Here is a 25,193-nt window from a genome sequence, read left to right on the forward strand (position 1 = left end):
AGTTGACCCCGCCAAGTCAAGGCGTGGAGAAGAACCGATTGAAACAGTCTGCAACAAGAGCCGCACCGGGCTCATCGTTCAGGTGCAAATGATGGCCCCCCGGCAGCGTGGTCACCGTAAAGGGTAGCTGAGAAAGCAATTCGGAATGTTTCGCCAACATGCCGTCAGCCGCGACCACCAACTGTGCAGGACAAGCCACACGTTGCACGAAAGCCATCGCCTGCTCATTGGTCAGTCGTATCGGCGAAGCCAGGGTCAATCGGCTGTCGGTGCGCCAGGTGTAGCCGCCCGGCACGGGCATCAAACCGCGCTGGGCCAGCCATTCGGCGGCCTCGCGACTGACTGCGACCAAACCTTTCATCCGCGCTTCAACCGCCCGGTCCAGGGTGCTGTAGACCGGCTTGCGCTTGCCCTGCAGGTTCAATTGCGCCTGCAACGCCATGCCCAATCGCTCCGCCGCGTTTTCACCGGTGGCGGTCGGCGGGATCACGCCGTCGATCAACCCCAGGTGCGTCACCCGCTCCGGCAAGGCGCCTGCGAGCACCAAGGAGACGATGGCGCCGAGGGAATGGCCAAGTAATGCAAAACGTTTCCAACCCAACTGTTCGGCGACTTGCAGCACGTCAAACACGTAATCCCACAAGGCATAGCCGGCCCCCGCAGGACGGTGCGCCGAATGACCGTGCCCCGCCATATCCAGCGCGACGATGCGCAAGCCCTGCAGTTTCGGCGCCAGCCGTGCAAAGCTGTTGGCGTTGTCCAGCCAGCCATGCAGGGCGATCACCGGCAGACCGTCTTCGGGGCCGAATAGATGCGCCGCCAACTCGATATGCGGCAAGCTGAGACGAACCTCTTCGACCGGCGTACTCATGCGCAGCTGCGCTCACGGGCTTCCCAGCGGGAGAACAGGTTCTTGATCAAGGCTGCGGTGTCCTGCGGCCGCTCCAGGGGAAACATGTGCCCGCCGGGCATGGTGAGCATTTCGCCCATGGGCAGGCGGTCAACCCCACTGGCATGGTGACGCATCACGACCCGGCTCTGGCGTCCACGCACCACCGCCAGCGGCACCTTCAACTGGCGCACCTGACCCGGGCTGGTGTGGGGCACGCCTCGATAAATGCTGATTTCAGTGGCGGGGTCGAAGCGCAGGCGCAGGCGATCGCCCACCTGTTGCAGGCCATGCTGCAGGTAGGCATCAAAACAGTCAGGGTCGAACCCGCGAAACAGGGTTTTACCGGCGAAGTAGCTGCGCGCGGCGTCCAGGTCGCTGAACTCTTCACGCCGGCCCAGGGTGCGCCCGGCCGGGGTCAGGCGATCGATGAACCCCAAGCGTTTGGCGGCGCGGATCACCCAGCGGTCGGCACGCGTCAGCACCGGCGAATCCAGCATCACCACACCGCGATACAACTGCGGGCAACGCATGGCCGCGTGCAGGTGCAACACCCCACCGAGGGAGTGCCCGACACCCCACACCGGCTGCGGTTGCTGCTCCAAGTGGTGGATCAACTCGTCCACCAGGTTGCGCCAGTTGTCATCCACTGGAAATCGCGGGTCGTGGCCGTGCTGCGGCAAGTGAGCCACCGTATATTCCGGGGCCAGGGCGGCAAACAACTTGCCGTAGGTGGCCGAAGGAAAACCATTGGCGTGGGCAAAAAACACGTGCTGCGACATACCGGACTCATCTACAGAAACAGAAGTGGATTGTCACCAGCCCCAAGCCGTACAGCAATGACTGTAACTGCCAGGAATGATGACACTCACGCCATGTCTATCGCACCGGCGGGTTCTCGCCCAACGGCACCACGGCCATGGTCAGGCGCGAGACGCAATTGGTCTTGCCGTCATCGGCCGTCAGGCGGATGTCCCACACCTGGGTCGTACGGCCGATATGGATGGCCCGCGCCACCGCCGTCACTCGCCCGCTGCGCACGCCGCGCAAGTGGTTGGCATTGATCTCAAGGCCCACGCAATAGAATTTGCTCGGATCGATGCACAGGTAGGCCGCCATGGAGCCGATACTCTCCGCCAGTACCACCGACGCGCCGCCGTGCAGCAGGCCGTACGGCTGATGGGTGCGGTGGTCGACCACCATGCTGGCGGTGAGTGACTCGTCGTCGAAGCTTTCGAAACGAATATCCAGCAACTCACCGATGGTGTTTTTCTGCAGGCTGTTGAGTTGCTCGATATTGGGTTGGGTGCGCCACAAGCTCATAGCAGTGTCCTTATTGATTTTATTACGCCCCTAATCCTGCCACAGAATCGATTCGCCGCGCTCGCTCCAAACATGCAATTGAGCACCATAGGTCGATTCGATCACACTGCGCTTGATCTTCAGGGTCGGGGTCAGGAAACCGTTTTCGACGGCCCAACTGTCTTTGACCACCACCAGTTGGCGCAGACGCTCAGGCTTGTCCAGCGCCTGGTTGACCTGTTCCAGCCAGCGTTCCAGGCTATCGCGCAGAGCTTGGCGCTCCTCGCCCGCCGCCGCGAGTACGCATAAGCCTATCGGCGCGCTCAGCCCTTCGCCGACCACGCACACCTGCTCGATGCGTGGATGTTCCGCCAGGCAGTTTTCAATCGGCGCCGGAGCCACGTACTTCCCCTTGCTGGTCTTGAAGATCTCCTTGAGCCGCCCGGTCAGGCGCAAGCGGCCGGCCGCGTCCTGCTCACCCTTGTCGCCGGTGCGCAGAAAACCATCATTGGTGAGAGCCTCGGCGGTTTTCTGCGCGTCCTTGAAGTAGCCGAGCATGGTCGCGCCGCTGCGCACCTGCACTTCGCCCAACGGGTCGATGCGCACTTCCACCCCAGGGCATGGCAGGCCGATCCAGCCCAGTGTCTGTTGCCCGGGGCGGCATACGTGGGAATAGCCGCAGCTTTCCGTCATGCCGTACACCTCCAGCACATCCAGCCCCAGGCGCTGATACCAACGCAGCAACGCCTCAGGCACCGGCGCCGCACCGGATAGCGCAATACGCAGGGCGTCCAGGCCCAGACCCGACAGCACCTTGCGGCCTACAGATGGCCCGATGAAAGGCAGGCGCAACAGCCGGTCCAGACGCTTTTGTGAAACCTTGCCGTACACCCCCATCTGGAGCTTGGTCCAGATCCTCGGCACCCCGAACAGCGCTGTCGGCCGCGCCCGGCGCAGGTCGGTCAGAAAGGTCTCAAGGCTTTCAGCGAAAAATACCGTTTGCCCGGTATAAATTGACGCCAGTTCGACGAACATGCGCTCCGCCACGTGGCACAACGGCAGGTACGACAGCAGCCGGTCGTCCTCCCCCAGGCCAAACAACTCGGTGCCACGGGTGGCGGCAAAGCCCAAGGCGCCGAAGGTTTGCATCACCCCCTTGGGCAAGCCGGTGGTGCCGGAGGTATAAATGATCGTGGCCAAGCGGTCGGCGTCGGGCTCGGGGTTATCTTGAATGGGTGAACAGGCCAGCAGATCGGCCCAAGTGAAATCGAAGTCGCCGGCCGAGGCCAGCGGCAGACGGACAGTCGACAAACCGGCCGGGATACCGGGCGCCATGGCCGGCCAGTCGTCCAACTTGCCGATCAACACCAATGCCGCCTCAGAATGGGTCAGCACATGGGCCACGGAGTCGGCCGTCAGGTTGGGGTACAACGGTACCGAGACATGCCCGGCCATCCAGATCGCCAGGTCGGCGATGATCCAGTGCGCACAGTTTTTCGAGATCAGGGCAATGTGCGAGCCTTGCGGCAACGCCCGAGCACGCAGCCAGTGTGCGGCGCACCGGGCCTGATGGCCGACGTCGCCCCAGGTCAGGGTTTGCACCTCGCCCCCGCCGATGGGCTGCACGAGAAAGGGTTTGCGCGGATGCCGCGCTTCACGTTCGAAGAAGACCTGCAACGGCAAACGAAAAGCGACTGGCATGGGACGCGCTCCTTTGTGTGACCGGATGATAGCCAACCAAGCACTTGCTTGGTTGACTATATAGCACACACAGCAGCGATCACTTTTCCTACGGGTTCTTCACACTGACCAGGTTCATCAGCCCCGCCAGCGGAAAATCACCTTCCAGCTCCGCCAGGCTGGCGGTGTGCATCGGTTGCGGTTGGCGCTGATGACCATGCTGCAGGAAGCTGATCAGGCAGCCCACCAAAGGCTGGTGACTGACCAGCAGCACATTGTCATCGCTGTCGAGCTTTTCCAGCACCCGCAGCGGGTTGCCTTCGGGTGTCAGCCACGGCACCGTACGGATATCGGGCGTGAAACCCAGCGCCTCGCGAACCAACTGCGCGGTCTGCTGCGCTCGCACATATGGGCTGGCGATGATCGCGCCGAGGGGCTGGCCGATCAGGTGCGCAGCACTGCGCAACACTTCGGCGCGGCCGTGCTCGGTGAGGTTGCGCTCGGCGTCAGTGGGCGCATAGCCTTCGGCCTCACCGTGCCGCAAGATCCAAAGCTTCACAGTTTTGGCTCTTCATCACGTACCGGATGCGGCGCCGGTGGCACACTGTGGGCGGCTTCGCCTTCCGGTGCACGCGGCGTCGGCCAATCGGCGAATGGCCAAGGCTTTTGCTCGGTGTGGAAGCTGCCGAAACGGCCGATCTGCGCCAGGAACTGGCTGAGGCTGTCGCCGAAGTTCATCAGGCCCAGGTTCGGCGCGGCGTAGACCAGGCGATAGATCAGTTGCACCAGCACCAGCGCGCCGAGCAGGAACTGCGCCACTTGCCACACCAGGGCAAATACCAGCATCCACACAATACGCAGGACGATGGATTCGTACTTGGGCGCTGCTTTCGGATCGTTCATGACGCGTTCCTCAGTTGAAACCACTGGTGGAAATAAAGTCGACATCGGTTTTCGGCTCAGCCCGCATCAGCAATTCGATGACCTGGTTCAAGGTGCGCCCTTCAAACAGGATCGCGTGCAGCCCAGCGACCAGCGGCATGTACACACCGACTTCCTGGGCCTTGGCCTTCAACACTTTGAGGGTGTTGACGCCCTCGGCCACTTCGCCCAGGCGCGTAACGGCGTCGTCCAGGCTCAAACCCTGGCCCAAGGCAAAACCGACTTGATAGTTGCGGCTCTTGGGCGACGAGCAGGTGACGATCAAATCCCCGACCCCGGCCAGGCCCAGGAATGTCATCGGGTTGGCGCCCTGGTTCACCGCAAAGCGGGTCATCTCGGCCAGGGCACGGGTAATCAGCATGCTCTTGGTGTTCTCGCCCATGCCCAGGGCCACCGCCATGCCGGCGATGATCGCGTAAACGTTTTTGAGCGCACCGCCCAACTCGACACCAAAACGATCGCCACTGGCGTAAACACGGAACGTACGGCCATGCAGGACCGCCTGCACGCGCTCGCACAGCGCTTCATCTTCACTGGCCACCACCGTGGCCGTCAGCGCGTGCTCGGCGACTTCCCGTGCCAGGTTCGGCCCGGAGAGCACGCCGATACGTGCCTGGGGCGCAATCTCTTCGAGGATTTCGCTCATCAGCTTGAACGTGTGCGCCTCGATACCCTTGGTCAAGCTGACCAGCAGCTTGCCTGCCAGGCGTTCGGCGTGGGGCGCCAGCACCGAGCGCAAGGCGCTGGACGGCAATGCGACGAAGCACAGGTCGCAGTCAGTGAGGGTCTCCAGCAGGTCCGTGACCGGTTCAACCGCCGGATGAATCTTGATGCCTTTAAGGTAACGGGGGTTTTCCCGATGCACGCGGATGGCCTCGGCCTGCTCCGGGTCGCGCATCCACTGGCGCACCGCGTGGCCGTTCTCAGCCAGCAGGTTAGCCACGGCGGTACCAAAACTTCCGCCTCCCAGGACCGCAATAGGGCGCTGTTCAGTCATATGCAATCCGTTAATCCATACCAGTGGCGATAGCGGCATTATACGGGGCGACCCGCTTGCGGCCAGCCCCCGCGTCAATTCCCATGCTTGTCGGAAAATGCCACATATACGTGAAGTAATTGCAAGTTCGACGACTGGCAAATGGCCCCACCTCAGTTAACATGGGCGGCTATTCGTCATTATCAAGGCCGCGCCGTGTATCTGGGCCCTCCTCCTCGCTCATCGCTGTTGTTGATGCTGTTGTGCAGCGCCCCCGCGCTGGCCGACGATCTGTTCCTGGACGGCCAGCCGCTGCCGCAGGTATTGACCGCCACACGCCTCAAGCAATCCGCTGCCGCCGTACCCGGCAGCATGACGGTGATCGACAGCGAGTTGATCAAGGCCAGCGGCGCACGGGACATCGCCGAATTGCTGCGCCTGGTGCCCGGGATGATGGTCGGCTACACCACCGGCAACCAGGCGGCGGTGAACTATCACGGCACCAGTGCCAGCGATGCACGGCGCATGCAGGTGTTGATCGACGGGCGCTCGGTGTACCGCGCCGGCCTGGCCACCGTGGACTGGAGCGATATTCCGGTGGCCATGGAAGACATCGAGCGCATCGAGGTGTTCCGCGGCCCCAACACCGTCAGCTATGGCGCCAATGCGCTGATGGCGGTGGTCAACATCCTCACGCGGTCACCGGCCAACAGCCATGGTTCACGGGTCAAAGTCATCCGTGGCGCACGCGGGATCAACGATTTCTACGCCAGCCAGGGCGCGGGATGGGAGACCGGCGACCTGCGCCTGTCGCTGTCCGGGCAACAGGATGATGGGTTTGACAGCGATGCCGCCGGCGCCGATCGCCGTGACGGCCGGCGCCTCAGTCGCTTCAGCCTGGCCGTGAGCCAGAGCCTGAACGCGCAGCAGAGCATCGACTGGCAATTGAACGCCAAGGAAGGGTCCAACCAGCGTCCTTATACCTACAGCCCGGTATTTGCCGGGATTACCGAAGGCGGTACGAACTCCGACGTTACCGCCAAGGACTATGCCACCTCGCTGCGCTGGAACATCGATATCAACCCCGAGCACAGCTTGTATGTTCAAGGCTCGGCCCAGCAATGGGACCGCCAGCAGGTCTGGAAAGCCTGTGATGCCAAGGTCTCGTTCAGCCCGGAGCTGACCCGCCTCTGGCAAATCAACCCCAACTATGCCGAGTTGCTGGCCCGGCACATGAATGCCTACACCCCGGAAAACCTGCCGCCCGGCAGCGACGCCGAACAGGCCCTGGCCAAGCAGGTCTTGCAGCAATGGGGTAGCGGCGGCAAAGACCCGGTCTGCGGCGATATCGATCAAAGTACTCGAGAAAGCCGCTACGACCTGGAGATCCAGGACACCCTCAGCCTGTCCGATAGCCTGCGCCTGGTCAGCGGCATGAACTACCGCTACGACCGCGCCGACTCCGACACCTATTTCAATGGCACCCTGGACGACACCACCTGGCGCCTGTTCGGCCATCTGGAGTGGCGCGCCAGCGAACACTGGCTGGTGCAGGGTGGGGCGATGTACGAAGACACCCACTTGAGCGGCAACTCACTGACGCCACGAATAGCAGTCAACTACCTGATCAACCCGCGCCATGGCTTGCGAGCGGTGTATTCCGAAGCGATCCGCTCACCGGACATGTTCGAGAACAACGTCAATTGGAGCTACCGCGTCACCAACCTCAGCTCCCCGGCCTACGGGCAGAATTCGGGGCAATATTTTGTGGTGACGCGCGGCCCTGGCAACCTCGATAAAGAGTTGATGCGCTCGCGAGAGCTGGGCTACAACGGCTTCTTTGCCGACCTCGGGCTGAATGTCGACGTGAAACTGTTCTACGACGAAATCACTGACATGATCAGCTCACCGCTGCGCAACAACCAATACATTGCCAGCAACGCCAACAGCTCACGGTTCACCGGTGCCGAGTCACAGTTCGATTGGCGCATGAGCAACGCCGACCGCCTGCGGCTCACCTATGCTTATGTCGATGCCAGCGCCAGCAACCCGTTGGACAAGGCACAAACCGCACGTAACAGCGGCTCGGCCGGCTGGCTGCGTGAATGGGGCCACGGCTGGTCCAGTGCGCTGTTCTACTATGGCGACGACGCACTCAACCAATATCGCTTCGAACGGGTCGACCTGCGGGTGGCCAAGCGCATTGCCCTGGGCAAAGCCAACGTGGAGCTGGCCGGCATGCTGCAACAACGCCTGGATAACCAGCCCACCACCTGGGCCGATAACAACTACGACAGTCGTCATGTCCTCTACTTCAGCGCGGAGCTGGAATTCTGACATGGCCGATCAGTCACGGATGACCGCCTTCTTCTCAAGGCTGTGGCGGCGCGGCCTGCTGCTGGTGTGCCTGCTGTTGACGACGCAGGCCAGGAGCGCCGACATCCTGCTCACCGCCGCCGAAGACGGTGCCGGCGTGCAAGCGTTCGCCCAGGCCCTGGCCCGGCAACGCCCCGAAGACCAGGTGACCTTCACCCCGCTCAAAGACATGCCGGCACCGAACCAGTTGCCCGCCGCCACTCGCCTGATCCTGCTCGACCTGCCCGGCCTCGACTGGCGCCTGCAGGACTCCCAGGGCCCGCCCACCCTGGTGCTGCGTATCAGCCGCCTGCAAGCCCGGCAGCGGCTGGGCACCACGCACCCGGCCAAAATCAGCCTGTTGTGGAGCGACCCACCCTTGGAGCGCCAGTTGCACCTGATCGCGCAGATTTTGCCTCAGGCCCGCCGCATCGGCGTGCTCTACGGCACCGACAGTGAGTTCCTGCTACCCGAATTGACCCGATACGCAGCGCCCATAGGCCTGGAAATCGTGCCGCAGCGCTGGGACAACATCAATGACAGCCGGCCACTGCAAAACCTGTTCAAGAACAGCGATGTACTGCTGGGGCTCGACGACCCGCAACTGTACAACCCGAAAACCGTGAAGAACCTGTTGCTCAGCAGCTACGCCCAGCAACTGCCGCTGGTGGGGCCCAACGCCGGCTTCGTCAAGGCCGGCAGCCTGGCCAGCACCTACAGCGACCAGACCGACTGGCTCGATGTGCTCGACCGGCTGCTGGACCATTCACCGGCCAACTGGCCACGCTCGTTGTACCCGGAACACTTCAAAGTCGTGGGCAACCCGCAAGTCGCGCGCTCACTGGGCATCGAACAGGTTGACGAAGCCGACGTCGCCGCCCGATTGGCCGAAGGAGAAAAACGCCCATGACCTTACGCCGTCGTTGGGATATCAACACCCGCACCCAGCTCATCACCCTGGGCCCGGCCTTGTTGCTGACCTTGCTGTTGATCAGTTTCTTTACCTTCGTGCGTATCCAGGACCTGCGCCAGGAACTGGACCATACCGGCCAGCTGATCGCCAACCAGCTCGCACCGGCGACCGAGTACGGGGTGATTTCCGGCAACAATGACGTGCTCGAGAGCCTGCTGCGCGCCACCTTGGCCACGCCCCACGTGCGCTTCCTGGAAATCCAGGACAGCGCCGAAAACATTCTGGTGTACGTTGAGCAACCGACCGAGAAACACGACCGCTCACTGTCGGTGAAGGTGTTCCAGGCGCCGATCCGCCTGCAGCATATCCAGCTGGGCACGGACTTTTTCCAGGACAACCTCAATGAACCCAAGGCGCCAAGGGCGGATTACCTTGGCCGGGTGATCGTCGGCATGTCCAACGATGCCTTCAGCCAGCGCCAGCAGGAGATCCTGTTCAAGGCCGGCATCCTCGCCCTCTTCGCCCTGCTGTTTACCTTCCTGCTCGCGCGCCGCCTGGCCGCCAGCCTGTCGCAGCCGATCAGCGCGATGGGCCACGCGGTCAAAGCCATCCAGCAAGGCGACTACAAGACGCCCCTGCCGATTGTCGATGATTCCGAGCTGGGCGACCTGTCACGCCATATCAACAACCTCGCCGAAGGCCTCAACCAGGCCAGCCGCGAACAAGAACAAGCGATGGCGCAGTTGATCCAGACCCGCGAAGAGGCCGAACGCGCGAACAACGCCAAGTCGGACTTCCTGGCGATGATGAGCCACGAATTGCGCACGCCCATGAACGGTGTGCTGGGCATGCTGCAACTGCTGGAAACCACCGAAATGACCGAGGAGCAGACCGAGTATGCGGCGCTGGCCTCCGAGTCCACCGAACATTTGCTCAAGGTCATCAACGACATCCTCGACTTCTCGCGCATCGAACGCGCCGCGCTGGAGCTGGAACATATCTCGTTCAACCTGGCGGACCTGATCAGCAGCTGCGCCCAAGCTTTCCAGCACAGCGCCCAGCAACGCGGCCTGGCCCTGGAGCTGCCCATTCCCCTGGGCATGGACTCACTGCAGGTGCGGGGTGACCCGACGCGTATCCGGCAAATTCTGGTGAACCTGATCGGCAACGCGCTGAAATTCACCGAACACGGCACCGTGACCGTCGAGCCGCATTGGCAAACCCTTGATCATGAACTGGTGTGGTTCACCTGCACCGTGCGCGACAGCGGTATCGGGATCTCCCCCGAGCGCCTGGAAATGATGTTCAACGCATTCCAGCAAGCCGACAGTTCCATTTCAAGACGTTACGGCGGCACCGGTCTTGGGCTGCCCATCGCCCGCACGCTGGCCGAACGCATGGGGGGCACGTTGCGCGCCCAAAGCGAGGAAGGCCGAGGCTCGGTGTTTACCCTGGAAATTCCATTGGCCATCGATCAGAAAAGCCTGCCGGCGCTAGCCCCCGACGCCGACGGCAAAACCAGCGCCGGTGATGGACGACACGTACTGCTGGTGGAAGACAACCCGGTCAATCGCACCGTGGTCGAAGCCATGCTGCGCAGCCTGGGTTTTGAAGTCAGCCTGGCCACCGACGGCGCCGAGGCGATCCGCAGTGCCGAGAGCCTGATTTTCACCGCCATCCTGATGGACTGCCGCCTGCCGCTGATCGACGGCTACGAAGCGACCCGACAAATCCGCCAGTTGCCCGGCTGCGCCGACTTGCCGATCATCGCCCTGACGGCCAATGCCTTGCAGGGTGACCGCGAAGCCTGCCTGGCAGCTGGAATGAACGATTACCTGGCCAAGCCATTCAAACGCACGGATTTGCAGCAAATCCTGCAGCGCTGGGTGCAATAGCGCCGCGCCATCAGCCAACTGCGACTGGCGTGAAACACGAAAGTGCGGCAGTCTTAGGCACCCAAACGGGCTGATAAACAGGCCCGGTTTAAAATTTCAGTGAACAAGTGTACATTGAGTGCCTTGACGCTGTGACTTTCACTACAACGCAATAGTCTATGTGTAGGCTGCCGCTATGAGGCATGAACGCTTCATTCGGTTCGGGAAGATTGACCCTACCCTGCCGCATGGGATTATTGAGGAGCTCGCATGACCAAACAAAACGCCTTTACCCGGGAAGATCTGCTGCGCTGCAGTCGCGGTGAGCTGTTCGGCCCAGGTAACGCGCAACTGCCCGCCCCGAACATGCTGATGGTGGATCGCATCACCCATATCAGCGAAGAAGGCGGCAAGTACGGCAAAGGTGAATTGGTCGCCGAGCTGGATATCACCCCGGACCTCTGGTTCTTCGCCTGCCACTTCGAAGGTGACCCGGTCATGCCAGGCTGCCTGGGCCTCGATGCCATGTGGCAACTGGTCGGCTTTTACCTTGGCTGGCAAGGCCTGCCAGGTCGCGGTCGCGCCCTGGGTTCGGGCGAAGTGAAATTCTTTGGCCAGGTCCTGCCGACCGCCAAGAAAGTCACCTACAACATTCAAATCAAGCGCGTCCTCAAGGGCAAGCTGAACCTGGCCATCGCCGACGGTTCGGTGACTGTCGACGGTCGCGAGATCTATACTGCCGAAGGCCTTCGGGTCGGCGTATTCACTTCCACTGACAACTTTTAAGGGTTATCCGCATGCGCCGCGTCGTTATCACTGGTCTGGGCATTGTTTCTTGCCTGGGCAATGACAAAGAGACCGTCACCGCTAACCTGCGTGCAAGTCGCCCTGGCATCCGCTTCAACCCGGAATATGCCGAAATGGGTCTGCGTAGCCAGGTTTCCGGCTCCATCGACCTGCCCCTCGAAGAACTGATCGATCGCAAGATCTATCGCTTCGTCGGCCACGCTGCCGCCTACGCCTACCTGGCCATGAAAGACGCGATCGCCGACTCCGGCCTGAGCGAAGACCAGGTGTCCAACGTACGTACCGGCCTGATCGCCGGCTCCGGCGGCGCATCGACCCTGAACCAGATGGAAGCGCTGGATATCCTGCGCGAAAAAGGCGTCAAGCGCGTTGGCCCTTACCGTGTCACGCGGACCATGGGCAGCACCGTTTCCGCCTGCCTGGCCACGCCATTCCAGATCAAGGGCGTGAACTACTCGATCTCCTCCGCCTGCGCCACCAGTGCTCATTGCATCGGTACTGCCGTTGAGCAGATCCAGCTGGGCAAGCAGGACATCGTGTTCGCCGGCGGCGGTGAAGAAGAACATTGGAGCCAGTCGTTCCTGTTCGACGCCATGGGCGCACTGTCCACCCAGTACAACGAGACCCCGGAAAAAGCCTCCCGCGCCTACGACGCCAAGCGTGACGGTTTCGTCATCGCCGGCGGTGGCGGCATGGTGGTGGTCGAGGAGCTGGAACACGCTCTGGCCCGTGGTGCGAAGATCTACGCGGAAATCGTCGGTTACGGCGCCACTTCCGACGGCTACGACATGGTTGCCCCAAGCGGTGAAGGCGCCATCCGTTGCATGCAGATGGCCATGTCCACCGTTGATACCCCAATCGACTACCTGAACACCCACGGCACTTCGACTCCGGTCGGCGACGCCAAGGAAATGGAAGGCGTACGTGCGGTATTCGGCGACAAGGCTCCGGCCATCAGCTCCACCAAGAGCCTGTCCGGTCACTCCCTGGGCGCCGCCGGCGTTCACGAAGCGATCTACTGCCTGCTGATGATGGAAGGCAACTTCATGGCAGGTTCGGCCAACATCGACGAGATCGACCCGGTCGTCGCCGATATGCCGATCCTGACCAAGACCGTTGAGAACGCCAAGATCGACACCGTGATGAGCAACAGCTTCGGCTTCGGTGGCACCAACGCCACCCTGGTACTGAAACGCTGGCAGGGCCAGTAAGCCCCGCAGGTTGATCACGTGAAAAGCCCCGACTGGTTCGGGGCTTTTTTATGCGCGACGGATGCTGGGGGGCTCGGCATCCAACTCGGATGACAGCGTCAGCACACCAAAACCCAGCCGCCACGAAAAAACCTGGAACACTCAAGTGCCAGGATGTTCTATAACTGCATGCCCTTCATCCTGCGACCCTGTGAGGTTTGCCATGCCCGTTATCGTAAACACACTGAACACCGACAACTTCCGTCATAGCCTCAACATCGACAACCACGAGCTATTTACCGACTTGCCCAAAAGCCTGGGCGGCGACGATTCGGCGCCCTCCCCCCATGATTATTTCGACGCGGCCCTGGCCTCGTGCAAAGCCCTGACCCTCAAGCTTTACGCGCAGAAAAAAGGCATCCCGCTCACCGGCGTTACCGTGGAAGTCACCCACGACGCCAGTGAAGAACAAAAGGGCAAATACCAGCTCAACGTCAAACTCACGCTCAAGGGCGTACTCACCGACGCGCAACGCGAGGAACTGCACCGCGTGGCCGATCGTTGCCCGGTGCACAAGCTGATGACCACCGCCGAGATCAGCATTGACACCCGGCTATCGGAAGGCGCGTTCAGCCAATAGCCCCCACTTCCCGTCGAGCGGGTTATGCTCAGCATCATCCAACCCGCTCAGACTGGGATGCACCATGACTCGCCTCACCGTGATCCACCCTCGCCCCGAAGATGTCGAAGGCCAACCCATCCTGCGTCCACTGCCATCGCGCGAATGCCGCAGCGTCGGGCCTTTTGTATTTTTCGACCATATGCTGCTCACACGCTATGCGCCGGGCAGCGGCATGAATATCCGCCAACACCCGCATATCGGGCTGTCGACCCTCACCTACCTGTTTGAAGGCACCTTGCAGCACAAGGACAGCCTGGGCTCGGATCAAGTGGTACAGGCCGGCGATGTCAGCTGGATGACCGCCGGCAGCGCAATTGCCCACGTCGAGCGTACGCCCGAGGCAATCAAGGCCAGCGGGTTCAGCCTGCATGGCCTGCAAGTGTGGCTGGCCTCGCCCAAGGACCACGAGACCGGGCCAGGGCATTACAGCCATCACCCGGCCGCGAGCCTGCCGTTGAGCGATAACCTCGGCGTCCAGATCCGCCTGATCGCCGGCAGCGGCTTCTGTCTCGACTCGCCGGTTCCCGTCTTGTCGCCAACCCTGTATGCCGAAGTACGGATGCAGACGGCCACCACCTTGCTGATCCCGGATGAACACGAAGAACGGGCGGTGTATGTGCTGGAAGGTGATGCAAAGCTCGACGACGAACCGCTGGAAGTGCACAGCCTGGTGGTGTTGCCGAGCGGTCAGCAGATGACATTGTCCGCCGAAACCGATTGCCACCTGTTGGTGTTTGGCGGCGCGCCGCTGGATGGACCGCGACGGATCAATTGGAATTTTGTGGCGAGTGATCCTTTGAGGATCGAACAAGCTCGACAGCGCTGGGCGGCCGGGGATTGGCCGACGGTGCCAGGGGAGTCCGAGAGAATTGAATTGCCTGTGAGGTAGGCATCGGGGGCGGTGCGATGGCTCGACTTACCCCCGATGAGTTCGGAACAGCCCTGCAGCTTTACCGCTGGAACACTTCGTCCAGCAAGTTATGCATCGACTGGAAAGCCCGGGCAGCGGTCTTCGCGTCGTACATCATCTTGCCCGGTACGTTGGCGTGAGGGTCGGTGAAAGAATGCACCGCGCCGCCGTAGCTCAACAGCTGCCAATCCACGCCGGCCGCGTTCATTTCATCTTCGAACGCGGGTAGCTGCTCTTTCGGCACCAACGGGTCAGATGCACCGTGCAACACCAATACCGAGCCCTTGATGTTCTTCGCATCCGCTGGGTTCGGCGTATCGAGGGTGCCATGGAACGACACGGCCGCCTTCAAAGGCGCACCCGTGCGGGCCAGCTCCAGGGAGCAGCAACCACCGAAGCAGAAACCGAAAGTCGCCAGTTTCGACGTGTCCACCGCGGCTTCGGTCTGCCCTTTCAGTTGCTCAAGGGCCGCCTGCATGCGCTTGTTCAGCAGCGGGCGATCATTTTTCAAAGGCATCATCGCCGCGCCGGCCTCATCGCCGTTCGAGGGGCGCACGCCTTGCCCATACAGGTCGGCAACCAGCACCACGTAGCCCTGGCCGGCGACACGCTTGGCGATTTCTTCGGCACCCGCACTCACCCCCATCCAGTTCGGCGCCATCAGCAGGCCCGGCAGCGGCCCCTTATGGCTGGCATCGAATGCCAGGCGGCTTTCATAAGACTGGCCATCAATCTGATAGACCACGGAACGCACAGTGACTTGGCTCATCATTTACTCCAGTTTGAGGTGCAGTAGAACGAAAAAACCCGCCGAAGCGGGTTTTTCTACAACGGTGTTAAACCGACAGTTCAACCAGCAGCTTGTTCAGTCGACGGACATAGGCCGCCGGGTCTTTCAAGCTGTCGCCAGCCGCCAGGGCCGCCTGATCGAAGAGGATGTGCGACAAGTCGCCAAAGCGCTCTTCGCTCTGCTCGCCGTCGAGTTTCTCGATCAGCGGGTGAGCCGGGTTGAATTCGAAGATCGGCTTGGAATCCGGAACCTTCTGGCCGCTGGCCTCGAGGATCTGACGCATCTGCAGGCCCAGGTCCTGCTCGCCGATGGCCAGAATCGCCGGAGAGTCGGTCAGACGATGGGAAACCCGTACTTCGCTGACGGTATCGCCCAGGGCAGCCTTGATCCGCTCAACCAGCCCTTCCTTGGCCTTGGCGACTTCCTCGGCCTCTTTCTTCTCTTCTTCGGAGTCCAGGTTACCCAGGTCCAGGTCACCACGGGCGACGTCGACGAAGGTCTTGCCGTCGAACTCGCTGAGGTAGCTCATCAGCCACTCATCGATACGGTCGGTCAGCAGCAGCACTTCGATGCCTTTCTTGCGGAAGACTTCCAGGTGCGGGCTGTTCTTGACCTGGGCGTAGGTTTCGCCGGTCAGGTAGTAGATCTTGTCCTGGCCTTCCTTGGCGCGTGCCAGGTACTCGGCCAGGGACACCACCTGCTCGCCGTCTTCACCCTGGGTGGAGGCAAAGCGCAGCAGGCCGGCGATTTTTTCCTTGTTGGCGAAATCTTCAGCCGGGCCTTCTTTCATGACCTGGCCGAAGTTTTTCCAGAAACCCTTGTATTGCTCAGGCTCGTTCTTCGCCAGTTTTTCCAGCATGTCGAGGACACGCTTGGTCAGCGCCGACTTCATGGAGTCGATGATCGGGTCTTTCTGCAGGATTTCCCGCGACACGTTCAACGACAGGTCGTTGGAATCGACCACGCCTTTGATGAAGCGCAGGTACAGCGGCAGGAAGGACTCCGCCTGATCCATGACGAACACGCGCTGCACGTAGAGCTTGAGGCCTTTAGGCGCTTCACGCTGGTACAGGTCGAACGGAGCACGGGCCGGCACGTAGAGCAACGAGCTGTATTCCAGCTTGCCTTCGACCTTGTTGTGGCTCCAGCTCAGCGGGTTCTCGTAATCGTGGGCGATGTGCTTGTAGAACTCCTGGTATTCCTCGTCCTTCACTTCGGTGCGAGGACGGGTCCACAGGGCGCTGGCACGGTTGACCACTTCCCATTCCTGGGCAGGCTTCTCTTCACCTTCGACAGCCGCTTGTTCTTTCGGCAACTCGATCGGCAGAGCGATGTGGTCGGAGTACTTCTTGATGATGTTGCGCAGGCGGTAGCCGTCAGCGAACTCGTCTTCACCCGACTTGAGGTGCAAGACAATGCGGGTGCCGCGATCCGCTTTATCGATAGTGGCGATTTCAAACTCGCCTTCGCCTTTGGAGGCCCAGTGCACGCCTTCGCTCGCATCGAGACCAGCGCGACGGCTGAACACTTCAACCTTGTCGGCGACGATGAAAGCCGAGTAGAAGCCCACGCCGAACTGACCGATCAGGTGCGAATCCTTCTTCTGGTCGCCCGACAGGTTCTTCATGAAGTCGGCAGTACCGGATTTGGCGATGGTGCCCAGGTGGGTGATCGCATCGTCACGGCTCATGCCGATACCGTTGTCTTCGAGGGTGACGGTCTTGGCGTCCTTGTCGAAGCTCACACGGATTTTCAGTTCGGCGCCACCTTCCATCAATTCAGGCTTGGACAGGGCTTCGAAACGTAATTTGTCGACAGCGTCAGAGGCGTTCGAGATCAATTCGCGAAGGAAGATTTCCTTGTTGGAATACAGCGAATGGATCATGAGGTGCAGCAGTTGCTTCACCTCGGTCTGGAAGCCCAGGGTTTCCTTTTGAGTTTCCACACTCATGGTCATCAAACTCCAATTGGATGGCAGTGGCCGCGCCCTTGAGGGTTGGCGGCGGGTTGTCATCAAAGTTGGGGGCTAAGACCAGGATTTCAAGAGCGCTCCACCTCCTCGATCTTGAAATGTGCCCGAGCGGTGGCAATCGGCTCCGCCGCTGTGCTTTGCCAGGCCGTGACCGCCACATTCGCCACCCGCCGGCCCTGGCGCCATACCTGGCATTTGGCGTAAGTGTCGCGAAACTGGCCGGCGCGCAGGTAATCCAGGGAAAAGTCGATGATCTTCGGCACACCGGGCGCGCCCGTGAACACCAACAGATGCAAGGCCGCCGACAGCTCCATGAAGCCGGCAATCACCCCGCCGTGCAGCGCCGGCAATATCGGGTTACCAATGTTGTCCTGGCTGGCCGGCAGGCGAAACAGCAACTCGTCGCCCAACCGCGTGCATTCGATGCCGATCAACTTGGCATAGGGGATCAGGTCGAGCAACGCCGTGTAATCACCTCGCGCATGGGCCTGTTCGATACGCGTCTTGAATCGGTGTGTCATGCCTGCTCTCCCTTGATCGCGCTGCCCAGCCCTTGCGTGCCCTTGAGGCGTTTGCCCATGCGCATGAAGGTGCCGACCACATGGGCGATCGGCTGCTGCGGGTCATCCTGATACGCGAAGCCACGGGTAAAAATCACGTCGGTCGTCACCCGGTAGCATTGGGCAAAGCCATACACCGGTTTATGCGGTTCGGCGGGATGCATGTAGTCAACGCGCAGATCCAGCGTCGGGCACACCTCGAATTCGGGCAATACGCACAGCGTGGCCATGCCGCAGGCGGTGTCCATCAGGGATGTGAGCGCGCCGCCGTGTATCACGCCCGTGCGCGGATCGCCGACGATATGTGAGCCGTAGGGCAATATCAGGGTCATGCCCTCCTCACTGGCGGCATGCACGCTTACACCGAGCACTTGGCAATGGCGCAGCGCTGAAATAAAGCGGGTAGCGCGTGCTAACAAAGGGTTTTCGGTCATTGGCTTCAGACTCTTATTAGTGTGGAAACGGCGGATGAAGCTCTGCGGTGAAAGTTCCTTGGAGGAAAAGCTTTATATATCTGTAGGATAAAAGGAACTAATGGTGGCCCCTTAGGCTCGAAAGGCCAGTAGATATCTTCAATAAGGAGAAACACCCCATGCGCAAGACTTTAGCTATTTCCATGATGTTGGCTGCTGCCCTCGGCCTCGCTGCCTGCGACAAGAAATCCGAAGACAAAGCCCAAGATGCTGCAGCCCATTCTGAGCAAGCTCAGAAAGACATGGCTAAAGCACAGGATAAAGTGAACGACGCCGCGAAAGAAAACGCCGAAGCCGCCAAAGCTCAGGCTGAATCGAACGCCGCCGCTGCAAAAGAAGCCGCACCTGCTGCACCTGCCGCCCCTGCAGAACCTGCCAAGCAGTAATCGCCGGGTTTGAATTAGCAGCGCTGCAAAAAAAGAAAGCCCGCTTATAGCGGGCTTTACTTTGTCTGCTGTTTTTTCTGCCGACACGAAGTGGGCGTCGCGGCGACCGACTAAGACACCGCCTCTTTAGGCACTTCAGGCGTCGGGGTATAAACCATCACCTGCAATACGTCTGAGTGAAATTCCCGGCGGTACAACACCAGCACGACCCCGCTGCTCATCAACATGAACAACCAGGGGCTGACAAACCAGGCGAGCATGGTCATGCCGAAGTAATAAGAGCGCAGGCCGAAGTTGAACTGGTTGGCGGCCATGGAAATAACCCTTGCCGCCCGCAAAGCAAATGCCTTGCGCTCCTGCTCCGACACGTCGCGCTCACCGATCATCGGCGCCGACCCGACCAATACCGCCGCAAAGTTGTATTGACGCATGCACCAGCTGAAGGTGAAGAACGCGTAGACAAACACCAGCGCCAGGCACAACAGCTTGATTTCCGACATGCCCTGGGAGGCCTGCTGCACCATGGGAATGTCCGCCAGCAGCGACACCGCACGCTCCGAGGCGCCCAGCACGGTGAGAATCCCGGCGAGAATGATCAGGGTACTGGAGGCAAAGAACGAAGCGTTGCGCTCCAGGTTGCCGATCACGCTGGCATCGGCAATACGGTTGTCCCGCAGCAGCATGCGGCGCATCCAGTCTTCACGATACAGATGCAGCACGCTGGCCAGGCACGCAGTGTCGCGGGCTTTCCAAGTGGCGTATCGGGTGTAGCCGCCCCAGCACAGGATGAACCAGAGGGCAGCCAGCAAGTGAATCTGATTGTTTTCGACGAACGACATGCGGGTCCTATTACACAAGAAAAAGTGATGAGCCCGGACACTGGTTGGACGCAAGCCGCCCAAGACTGACCGAGTTTCAACTTTAGAAGGTGCTGCCTCACAAGTATAAAAAATGCCCCGTATCGATTGATACGGGGCATTTCAGTGCAGCACGAAACCCGTCGATCAGGCGATGGCTTCGCTGCGCTTGCCGAGCATACGGTCAATCACCACAGCCACGGCGAGGATCATCACCGACGGCACCAGCCAGGCCAGGCCTTGCTCGCTCAGCGGCAGGTGTGCCAGCTGGGCAGGCAGCCAATCCGCCAGGCCTGCGCCTTTAAGCGCATCGATGCAGCCAAAGATGAAGGACACCAGCATCACCGGCCCGACAATACGCCCCTGCTCCTGCCAGAAGCCTTTGCAGAAGCTCAATGCCACCAGCACGATACACGGCGGGTAGATCGCGGTGAGTACGGGGATCGAGAATGCAATCAGCTTGGTCAGGCCCAGGTTCGATACGAACAGCGAGAACAGCGCCAGGATCACGACCAGCGTCTTGTAGGACAACGGCAGGACTTTGCTGAAGTACTCGGCGCAGGCACAGGTCAGGCCCACGGCCGTGACCAGGCACGCCAGGGAAATCAGCACGGCAAGGAAGCCACTGCCCAGGGAGCCGAAAGTGTATTGCACGTAAGCGTGCAGGACCGCCGCACCGTTGCTCGCACCGGCGGCGATGGCATGGCTGCCCGAACCCAGGCGGAACAGGCTGATGTACACCAGCGCCAGGCCCACGCCGGCAATCAGCCCGGCAATGATCGCGTAACGGGTGATCAACTGCGGCGACTCCACGCCACGGGAGCGGATGGCATTGACGATGACAATCCCGAATACCAGCGCACCCAGGGTGTCCATGGTCAGGTAACCATTGATAAAGCCTTGGGAGAACGGAGCGGCGACGTATTCCGGGGTAGCGACGCCCACATCCCCTGCCGGCAAGGCAAACGCGGCGATGCCAAGGATGGCCAGCGCGATGATCTTCAGCGGGGCCAGGAAACGCCCCACGGTGTCCAGCAGTCGACCTGGGTACAGGGAAACGAAGAACACCACCAGGAAATACACCGAGCTGTAGAGAAACAACGCCAGCGGGCTTTCGCCGGTCAGCGGCGCCAGGCCCACCTCGAACGAAACGGTCGCCGTACGCGGGGTAGCGAACAGCGGCCCTACCGCCAGATACGCCGCCGCCGCAAGCAAGCCACCGGCGATCTTGCCGATCGGGCTGCTCAACGCGTCCATACCACCGCCAACCTTGGCCAGGGCGATGACGGTAACCACCGGCAGACCCACAGCGGTAACCAGGAAGCCCAGCGCCGCCATCCAGACACTCGGCCCGGACTGCAGACCAACGATAGGCGGGAAGATGATGTTGCCGGCGCCCACGAACAGGGCAAAGGTCATAAAGCCCAGCGCCAGGATGTCCTGGCTTTTCAACACTTTCATTTGAGGAAATACCACACTGCTGAATCGGAATTTAGAGAGGGCTTCCCTATGGATGAGGGAAATGCTGCCGGCCCTTATGGGAGCCGACCGGTCTAGCGCGCAGCGTCCTTTTGGGATGCGGGCGCATAAAGAGGCGGCTAGCGTACAGAATTAACCTGACAAACGCACTGTTGCGGGGCGTACTGTCCGATAAGCGACATTCAAATGTCGCGTTTTCATACTTAATTGGAAACATGCACAAAAAATGTGGGAGCGGGCTTGCTCGCGAATACGGTATGCCAGTCACCGAATGCATAGACTGATCCACCGCTTTCGCGAGCAAGCCCGCTCCCACACTTTTGATCATCACCCATACCAGAAAGCACAAAGGCCACCCGAAGGTGGCCTTTGCCTGGTAAAGCGTCAGCTAAGCGCGAAGCTTACTTGACAGCCCAACCGGTCAGCTCGGCCAGGGCCTTGCCGATGTCCGCCAGCGAACGCACGGTTTTCACGCCTGCGTCTTGCAGTGCAGCGAATTTCTCGTCTGCAGTGCCTTTGCCGCCGGAGATGATTGCGCCAGCATGGCCCATGCGCTTGCCAGCAGGGGCAGTCACACCAGCGATGTAGGAAACAACCGGCTTGGTCACGTGTGCCTTGATGTAGGCAGCCGCTTCTTCTTCAGCCGAACCGCCGATCTCACCGATCATCACGATCGCTTCGGTCTTCGGGTCTTCCTGGAACAGCTTCAGGATGTCGATGAAGTTGGAGCCCGGGATCGGGTCACCACCGATGCCGACGCAAGTCGACTGACCGAAACCGGCGTCAGTAGTCTGCTTCACAGCTTCGTAGGTCAGGGTGCCGGAACGGGAAACGATACCGACTTTACCTGGCAAGTGAATGTGACCCGGCATGATGCCGATCTTGCATTCGCCTGGAGTGATCACGCCTGGGCAGTTAGGGCCGATCAGGACTACGCCCAGCTCGTCGCACTTAACTTTAGCGTCCAGCATGTCCAGGGTAGGAATGCCTTCGGTGATGCACACGATCAGCTTGATGCCGCCGAATGCCGCTTCCAGGATGGAGTCCTTGCAGAAAGGAGCTGGAACGTAGATCACGCTGGCGGTGGCGCCAGTGGCAGCTACAGCGTCTTTCACGGTGTTGAACACTGGCAGGCCCAGGTGCTCGGTGCCGCCTTTGCCCGGAGTTACGCCGCCAACCATCTTGGTGCCGTATTCGATGGCTTGCTGGGTGTGGAAACTACCTTGCGAACCGGTAATACCCTGGCAGATAACTTTGGTGTCTTTATTGATCAGGACGCTCATTATTTGCCCTCCGCAGCTTTGACAACTTGTTGAGCAGCGTCGGTCAGGCTGGTAGCCGCGATGATGTTCAAACCGCTTTCTGCCAGTACTTTAGCGCCCAGTTCAGCGTTGTTACCTTCAAGGCGAACAACAACCGGGATTTTAACGCCGACTTCTTTCACTGCACCGATGATGCCTTCGGCAATCATGTCGCAACGAACGATGCCGCCGAAGATGTTGACCAGTACTGCAGCGACATTAGCGTCGGACAGGATGATCTTGAAGGCTTCGGTTACGCGTTCTTTGGTAGCACCACCACCTACGTCGAGGAAGTTGGCTGGTTTGCCGCCATGCAGGTTGACGATGTCCATGGTACCCATGGCCAGGCCGGCACCGTTGACCATGCAACCGATGTTACCTTCCAGGGCTACGTAGTTCAGTTCGAACTTGGCAGCGTGCGCTTCGCGCGGATCGTCTTGCGACGGATCGTGGAAAGTCTTCAGCTTAGGCTGACGGTACATGGCGTTGGCGTCGATGTTGATCTTGGCATCCAGGCAGTGCAGATCGCCGTCAGCCTTGATCACCAGCGGGTTCACTTCCAGCAGGGCCAGATCGTGATCCTGGAACAGTTTGGCCAGACCTACGAAGATCTTGGCGAACTGGGCAACTTGCTTGCCTTCCAGGCCCAGCTGGAAAGCCAGCTCGCGACCCTGGAATGGCTGAGCGCCAACCAGTGGGTCGATAGTGGCTTTCAGAATTTTTTCTGGGGTTTCGTGAGCGATCTTCTCGATGTCCACGCCACCTTCGGTGGAGGCCATGAACACGATGCGGCGGCTCGAACGGTCAACGACAGCGCCCAGGTACAGCTCTTTAGCGATATCAGTGCACGATTCAACCAGGATCTTGGTGACTGGTTGGCCATTGGCATCAGTCTGGTAAGTCACCAGACGCTTGCCCAGCCACTGCTGTGCGAAGGCCTTGGCGTCTTCTTTGCTGCGAACCAGCTTGACGCCGCCCGCTTTACCGCGACCACCGGCGTGAACCTGGGCTTTGACGACCCATTCAGTGCCGCCAATTTTGTCGCAAGCTTCTGCTGCTGCTTCCGGGGTGTCTACTGCGTAGCCCTTGGAAACTGGCAGGCCGTATTCAGCGAACAGCTGCTTACCCTGATACTCGTGAAGATTCATGCTTTTTACCGTCTTCGTTAGGTACTGCGCATTCGGCGCTGCGCTCATTATGAGTGCCGCGCCACCTGTGACTGCTGCTTGCACAACTTGCAGGGCTCAAGGCCCGTAAAGCTGCGCAAGGCTGCGTCCGGCGGATATTCCGCGGTGAGTCTTGCGCACAAGGCTCACGACGGGCAACTCCGCCGTGGTTTCTTATTATCTCGCTTAGCGCTTCTTCTTGTTGGCGATGTGGATGGCGCCGCCATTCACTGCCAACGCGGCTTCATGCAGCGCTTCGGACAGGGTCGGATGGGAGAAGACCATCATACCCAGGTCCTCGGCACTGGTGCCGAATTCCATACCGATCGCGCCTTGCTGAACCAGTTCTGCAGCGCTTGGGCCAATCACGTGGACGCCCAATACGCGGTCAGTCTTGGCATCAGCGATGACTTTGACAAAACCACCGGTGTCGTTGGCTGCCATGGCACGGCCAGAAGCGGCAAACGGGAAGGTGCCGACGTTAACTTCAACGCCTTCAGCTTTCAACTGCTGTTCGTTCTTGCCGACCCATGCAATTTCCGGGTGGGTGTAGATAACCGATGGGATCAGGTCGTAGTTCATCTGGGTTTTGTGGCCCTTGATGCGCTCGACAACCATGATGCCTTCTTCGGAGGCTTTGTGCGCGAGCATCATGCCGCGAACCACGTCGCCAATGGCGTAGACGCCAGGCACGGTGGTAGCGCAGTGATCGTCAACGTGGATGAAGCCACGCTCGTCGATGTTCACGCCGCTGTCAGCCGCCAGCAGGTCGGTGGTCACTGGACGGCGACCCACGGCTACGATCAGCTTGTCGAAAGTGATGGTCTTTTCACCATCCTTGTCGGTGTAGTTCACGACAACTTCTTCACCGTTGACTTTCGAACCGGTCACGCGAGCGCCCAGCTTGATGTCCAGACCTTGCTTGGTCAGGGTTTTCAGCGCTTCCTTGGACACAGCCGTGTCGGCAGCCAGCAGGAACGTGTCCAGGGCTTCCAGCACAGTCACTTCAGCGCCCAGACGGGACCATACCGAGCCCAGTTCCAGGCCGATCACGCCAGCGCCGATCACGCCCAGGCGTTTTGGCACAGCCTGGAATTCCAGGGCGCCGGTCGAATCAACGATCACCTTCTGGTCAACTGGAGCGGGTGGAATGTCGATTGGACGCGAACCTGGTGCCAGGATCACGTTTTCGGCTTCGATGACTTCCACCGAACCGTCCGGCTTGGTGATTTCGACTTTCTTGCCGGCCAGCAGCTTGCCGTGGCCCTGGATCGAAGTCACACCGTTGGCCTTGAACAAGGTGGCAACGCCGGAAGTCAGGCCTTTAACGATGTTGGCTTTACGGCCGACCATTGCGGGTACGTCCATGGTGACGCCAGCATGGTTGATACCGTGGATCGCGAAACCATCCTGGGCTTCGTGGAATTTCCAGGAGCTGTCCAGCAGCGCCTTGGAAGGAATGCAACCAACGTTCAGGCAAGTACCGCCCAGTGCCAGTTTGCCTTCCTTGTCGGTGTATTTTTCGATGCAAGCAGTCGAGAGGCCCAGTTGTGCGGCCTTGATGGCGGCAACATAGCCGCCAGGACCTGCACCAATCACAACAACGTCAAATTTCTGCGACATGAAAATAGTTCCTCTATTTAGCAGCAAGCTTTCAAGCCGCAAGCTCCAGGCCAGGCCGCCTTATCC

The 25,193-nt window shown here is 60.4% G+C and carries 24 protein-coding genes; 8 read left to right on the plus strand and 16 right to left on the minus strand.

The window, feature by feature from the left end; genetic code table 11:
* Nucleotides 1-16: 16 nt before the first annotated feature.
* The 7 genes from MJP36_RS21260 to MJP36_RS21290 form a co-directional block, all read right to left on the minus strand.
* Nucleotides 17-871 carry an alpha/beta hydrolase gene (locus MJP36_RS21260; RefSeq protein ID WP_090365938.1) on the minus strand — a complete coding sequence of 285 codons (855 nt, stop codon included), beginning with the start codon at nt 869-871 and terminating at the stop codon, nt 17-19.
* Nucleotides 868-1,671, minus strand: coding sequence for an alpha/beta fold hydrolase (locus MJP36_RS21265; protein WP_060754499.1), 804 nt, complete (start codon nt 1,669-1,671; stop codon nt 868-870). Before MJP36_RS21265 ends, MJP36_RS21260 begins: the two co-directional genes overlap by 4 nt.
* A 97-nt stretch (nt 1,672-1,768) precedes the next feature.
* Entirely contained in the window at nt 1,769-2,212 is a 444-nt protein-coding gene (locus MJP36_RS21270; protein ID WP_060754500.1) for a hotdog fold thioesterase, read from the minus strand.
* 30 nt (nt 2,213-2,242) lie between these two features.
* Nucleotides 2,243-3,892: an AMP-binding protein gene (locus MJP36_RS21275; RefSeq protein WP_244383959.1), complete on the minus strand. Its 1,650-nt coding sequence runs from the start codon at nt 3,890-3,892 to the stop codon at nt 2,243-2,245.
* An 88-nt stretch (nt 3,893-3,980) separates the two neighbouring features.
* Complete coding sequence (gene sixA / locus MJP36_RS21280; RefSeq protein ID WP_060754502.1) at nt 3,981-4,430, minus strand: phosphohistidine phosphatase SixA; 450 nt, start codon at nt 4,428-4,430, stop codon at nt 3,981-3,983.
* The gene (locus tag MJP36_RS21285) at nt 4,427-4,774 is read right to left on the minus strand and encodes a DUF4389 domain-containing protein (protein ID WP_090365945.1); all 348 of its coding nucleotides are present in this window, start codon (nt 4,772-4,774) and stop codon (nt 4,427-4,429) included. The genes sixA and MJP36_RS21285 overlap by 4 nt, the downstream gene beginning before the upstream one ends.
* 10 nt (nt 4,775-4,784) lie before the next feature.
* Entirely contained in the window at nt 4,785-5,810 is a 1,026-nt protein-coding gene (locus MJP36_RS21290) for an NAD(P)H-dependent glycerol-3-phosphate dehydrogenase (protein ID WP_090365947.1), read from the minus strand.
* Nucleotides 5,811-6,005: 195 nt separating this feature from the next.
* On the opposite strand from MJP36_RS21290, the gene MJP36_RS21295 reads away from it, so the two are divergent.
* From MJP36_RS21295 to MJP36_RS21325, 7 genes are all read left to right on the plus strand, one after another.
* On the plus strand, nt 6,006-8,126 hold the full coding sequence (locus tag MJP36_RS21295) for a TonB-dependent receptor plug domain-containing protein (protein WP_327194339.1): 2,121 nt from the start codon (nt 6,006-6,008) through the stop codon (nt 8,124-8,126).
* Between the two features lies 1 nt (nt 8,127).
* The gene (locus tag MJP36_RS21300) at nt 8,128-9,054 is read left to right on the plus strand and encodes an ABC transporter substrate-binding protein (protein WP_244383960.1); all 927 of its coding nucleotides are present in this window, start codon (nt 8,128-8,130) and stop codon (nt 9,052-9,054) included.
* On the plus strand, nt 9,051-10,952 hold the full coding sequence (locus MJP36_RS21305) for an ATP-binding protein (RefSeq protein WP_060754507.1): 1,902 nt from the start codon (nt 9,051-9,053) through the stop codon (nt 10,950-10,952). Before MJP36_RS21300 ends, MJP36_RS21305 begins: the two co-directional genes overlap by 4 nt.
* A gap of 249 nt (nt 10,953-11,201) precedes the next feature.
* The gene (fabA, locus tag MJP36_RS21310; protein ID WP_003210552.1) at nt 11,202-11,717 is read left to right on the plus strand and encodes a 3-hydroxyacyl-[acyl-carrier-protein] dehydratase FabA; all 516 of its coding nucleotides are present in this window, start codon (nt 11,202-11,204) and stop codon (nt 11,715-11,717) included.
* An 11-nt stretch (nt 11,718-11,728) separates the two neighbouring features.
* Complete coding sequence (fabB, locus tag MJP36_RS21315) at nt 11,729-12,949, plus strand: beta-ketoacyl-ACP synthase I (protein ID WP_016979549.1); 1,221 nt, start codon at nt 11,729-11,731, stop codon at nt 12,947-12,949.
* A gap of 202 nt (nt 12,950-13,151) precedes the next feature.
* The gene (locus tag MJP36_RS21320; RefSeq protein ID WP_090365950.1) at nt 13,152-13,568 is read left to right on the plus strand and encodes an OsmC family protein; all 417 of its coding nucleotides are present in this window, start codon (nt 13,152-13,154) and stop codon (nt 13,566-13,568) included.
* Between the two features lie 64 nt (nt 13,569-13,632).
* Nucleotides 13,633-14,499 (plus strand): pirin family protein, encoded by an 867-nt coding sequence (locus MJP36_RS21325; RefSeq protein WP_244383961.1) that lies wholly within the window; start codon nt 13,633-13,635, stop codon nt 14,497-14,499.
* A 61-nt stretch (nt 14,500-14,560) separates the two neighbouring features.
* Here the strand turns inward: MJP36_RS21325 and MJP36_RS21330 are convergent, their stop codons facing one another.
* The 4 genes from MJP36_RS21330 to MJP36_RS21345 all read right to left on the minus strand — a co-directional run bounded on the left by MJP36_RS21330 (nt 14,561) and on the right by MJP36_RS21345 (nt 18,276).
* Nucleotides 14,561-15,289, minus strand: coding sequence for a dienelactone hydrolase family protein (locus MJP36_RS21330; RefSeq protein ID WP_244383962.1), 729 nt, complete (start codon nt 15,287-15,289; stop codon nt 14,561-14,563).
* A gap of 67 nt (nt 15,290-15,356) precedes the next feature.
* Entirely contained in the window at nt 15,357-17,261 is a 1,905-nt protein-coding gene (gene htpG, locus MJP36_RS21335; protein ID WP_060754543.1) for a molecular chaperone HtpG, read from the minus strand.
* 89 nt (nt 17,262-17,350) lie between these two features.
* Nucleotides 17,351-17,803, minus strand: a complete 453-nt coding sequence (locus MJP36_RS21340; RefSeq protein ID WP_090365954.1) for a PaaI family thioesterase — start codon at nt 17,801-17,803, stop codon at nt 17,351-17,353.
* Nucleotides 17,800-18,276: a PaaI family thioesterase gene (locus MJP36_RS21345; RefSeq protein WP_060754512.1), complete on the minus strand. Its 477-nt coding sequence runs from the start codon at nt 18,274-18,276 to the stop codon at nt 17,800-17,802. Before MJP36_RS21345 ends, MJP36_RS21340 begins: the two co-directional genes overlap by 4 nt.
* Before the next feature lie 158 nt (nt 18,277-18,434).
* Between MJP36_RS21345 and MJP36_RS21350 the strand changes: the two genes are divergently transcribed.
* On the plus strand, nt 18,435-18,701 hold the full coding sequence (locus MJP36_RS21350) for a hypothetical protein (RefSeq protein ID WP_060754513.1): 267 nt from the start codon (nt 18,435-18,437) through the stop codon (nt 18,699-18,701).
* A 110-nt stretch (nt 18,702-18,811) separates the two neighbouring features.
* On the opposite strand, the gene MJP36_RS21355 is transcribed toward MJP36_RS21350, so the two are convergent.
* From MJP36_RS21355 to lpdA, 5 genes are all read right to left on the minus strand, one after another.
* Nucleotides 18,812-19,540 (minus strand): DUF599 domain-containing protein, encoded by a 729-nt coding sequence (locus MJP36_RS21355; protein WP_060754514.1) that lies wholly within the window; start codon nt 19,538-19,540, stop codon nt 18,812-18,814.
* A gap of 165 nt (nt 19,541-19,705) precedes the next feature.
* Entirely contained in the window at nt 19,706-21,019 is a 1,314-nt protein-coding gene (gene brnQ / locus MJP36_RS21360) for a branched-chain amino acid transport system II carrier protein (RefSeq protein ID WP_060754515.1), read from the minus strand.
* 419 nt (nt 21,020-21,438) lie between these two features.
* Complete coding sequence (gene sucD, locus MJP36_RS21365; protein WP_003172813.1) at nt 21,439-22,320, minus strand: succinate--CoA ligase subunit alpha; 882 nt, start codon at nt 22,318-22,320, stop codon at nt 21,439-21,441.
* Nucleotides 22,320-23,486, minus strand: coding sequence for an ADP-forming succinate--CoA ligase subunit beta (sucC, locus tag MJP36_RS21370; RefSeq protein ID WP_060754516.1), 1,167 nt, complete (start codon nt 23,484-23,486; stop codon nt 22,320-22,322). Before sucC ends, sucD begins: the two co-directional genes overlap by 1 nt.
* A gap of 204 nt (nt 23,487-23,690) precedes the next feature.
* Entirely contained in the window at nt 23,691-25,127 is a 1,437-nt protein-coding gene (lpdA, locus tag MJP36_RS21375; RefSeq protein ID WP_090365957.1) for a dihydrolipoyl dehydrogenase, read from the minus strand.
* Nucleotides 25,128-25,193: the final 66 nt, after the last annotated feature.

The sequence above is a fragment of the Pseudomonas palleroniana genome, from assembly GCF_022836895.1.
Taxonomy (GTDB): Bacteria; Pseudomonadota; Gammaproteobacteria; order Pseudomonadales; family Pseudomonadaceae; genus Aquipseudomonas; species Aquipseudomonas palleroniana.

What these genes read in the sequence shown, in the direction of transcription:
- MJP36_RS21265 (WP_060754499.1), bottom strand. Translation starts at nt 1,671, where the DNA reads ATGTCGCAGCACGTGTTTTTTGCCCACGCCAATGGTTTTCCTTCGGCC.
- MJP36_RS21330 (WP_244383962.1), bottom strand. Translation starts at nt 15,289, where the DNA reads ATGAGCCAAGTCACTGTGCGTTCCGTGGTCTATCAGATTGATGGCCAG.
- MJP36_RS21275 (WP_244383959.1), bottom strand. Translation starts at nt 3,892, where the DNA reads ATGCCAGTCGCTTTTCGTTTGCCGTTGCAGGTCTTCTTCGAACGTGAA.
- MJP36_RS21290 (WP_090365947.1), bottom strand. Translation starts at nt 5,810, where the DNA reads ATGACTGAACAGCGCCCTATTGCGGTCCTGGGAGGCGGAAGTTTTGGT.
- htpG (WP_060754543.1), bottom strand. Translation starts at nt 17,261, where the DNA reads ATGAGTGTGGAAACTCAAAAGGAAACCCTGGGCTTCCAGACCGAGGTG.
- MJP36_RS21305 (WP_060754507.1), top strand. Translation starts at nt 9,051, where the DNA reads ATGACCTTACGCCGTCGTTGGGATATCAACACCCGCACCCAGCTCATC.
- MJP36_RS21320 (WP_090365950.1), top strand. Translation starts at nt 13,152, where the DNA reads ATGCCCGTTATCGTAAACACACTGAACACCGACAACTTCCGTCATAGC.
- MJP36_RS21270 (WP_060754500.1), bottom strand. Translation starts at nt 2,212, where the DNA reads ATGAGCTTGTGGCGCACCCAACCCAATATCGAGCAACTCAACAGCCTG.
- MJP36_RS21340 (WP_090365954.1), bottom strand. Translation starts at nt 17,803, where the DNA reads ATGACACACCGATTCAAGACGCGTATCGAACAGGCCCATGCGCGAGGT.
- sucD (WP_003172813.1), bottom strand. Translation starts at nt 22,320, where the DNA reads ATGAGCGTCCTGATCAATAAAGACACCAAAGTTATCTGCCAGGGTATT.
- fabB (WP_016979549.1), top strand. Translation starts at nt 11,729, where the DNA reads ATGCGCCGCGTCGTTATCACTGGTCTGGGCATTGTTTCTTGCCTGGGC.
- fabA (WP_003210552.1), top strand. Translation starts at nt 11,202, where the DNA reads ATGACCAAACAAAACGCCTTTACCCGGGAAGATCTGCTGCGCTGCAGT.
- brnQ (WP_060754515.1), bottom strand. Translation starts at nt 21,019, where the DNA reads ATGAAAGTGTTGAAAAGCCAGGACATCCTGGCGCTGGGCTTTATGACC.
- MJP36_RS21285 (WP_090365945.1), bottom strand. Translation starts at nt 4,774, where the DNA reads ATGAACGATCCGAAAGCAGCGCCCAAGTACGAATCCATCGTCCTGCGT.
- MJP36_RS21325 (WP_244383961.1), top strand. Translation starts at nt 13,633, where the DNA reads ATGACTCGCCTCACCGTGATCCACCCTCGCCCCGAAGATGTCGAAGGC.
- MJP36_RS21300 (WP_244383960.1), top strand. Translation starts at nt 8,128, where the DNA reads ATGGCCGATCAGTCACGGATGACCGCCTTCTTCTCAAGGCTGTGGCGG.
- MJP36_RS21355 (WP_060754514.1), bottom strand. Translation starts at nt 19,540, where the DNA reads ATGTCGTTCGTCGAAAACAATCAGATTCACTTGCTGGCTGCCCTCTGG.
- MJP36_RS21260 (WP_090365938.1), bottom strand. Translation starts at nt 871, where the DNA reads ATGAGTACGCCGGTCGAAGAGGTTCGTCTCAGCTTGCCGCATATCGAG.
- MJP36_RS21350 (WP_060754513.1), top strand. Translation starts at nt 18,435, where the DNA reads ATGCGCAAGACTTTAGCTATTTCCATGATGTTGGCTGCTGCCCTCGGC.
- sucC (WP_060754516.1), bottom strand. Translation starts at nt 23,486, where the DNA reads ATGAATCTTCACGAGTATCAGGGTAAGCAGCTGTTCGCTGAATACGGC.
- lpdA (WP_090365957.1), bottom strand. Translation starts at nt 25,127, where the DNA reads ATGTCGCAGAAATTTGACGTTGTTGTGATTGGTGCAGGTCCTGGCGGC.
- MJP36_RS21345 (WP_060754512.1), bottom strand. Translation starts at nt 18,276, where the DNA reads ATGACCGAAAACCCTTTGTTAGCACGCGCTACCCGCTTTATTTCAGCG.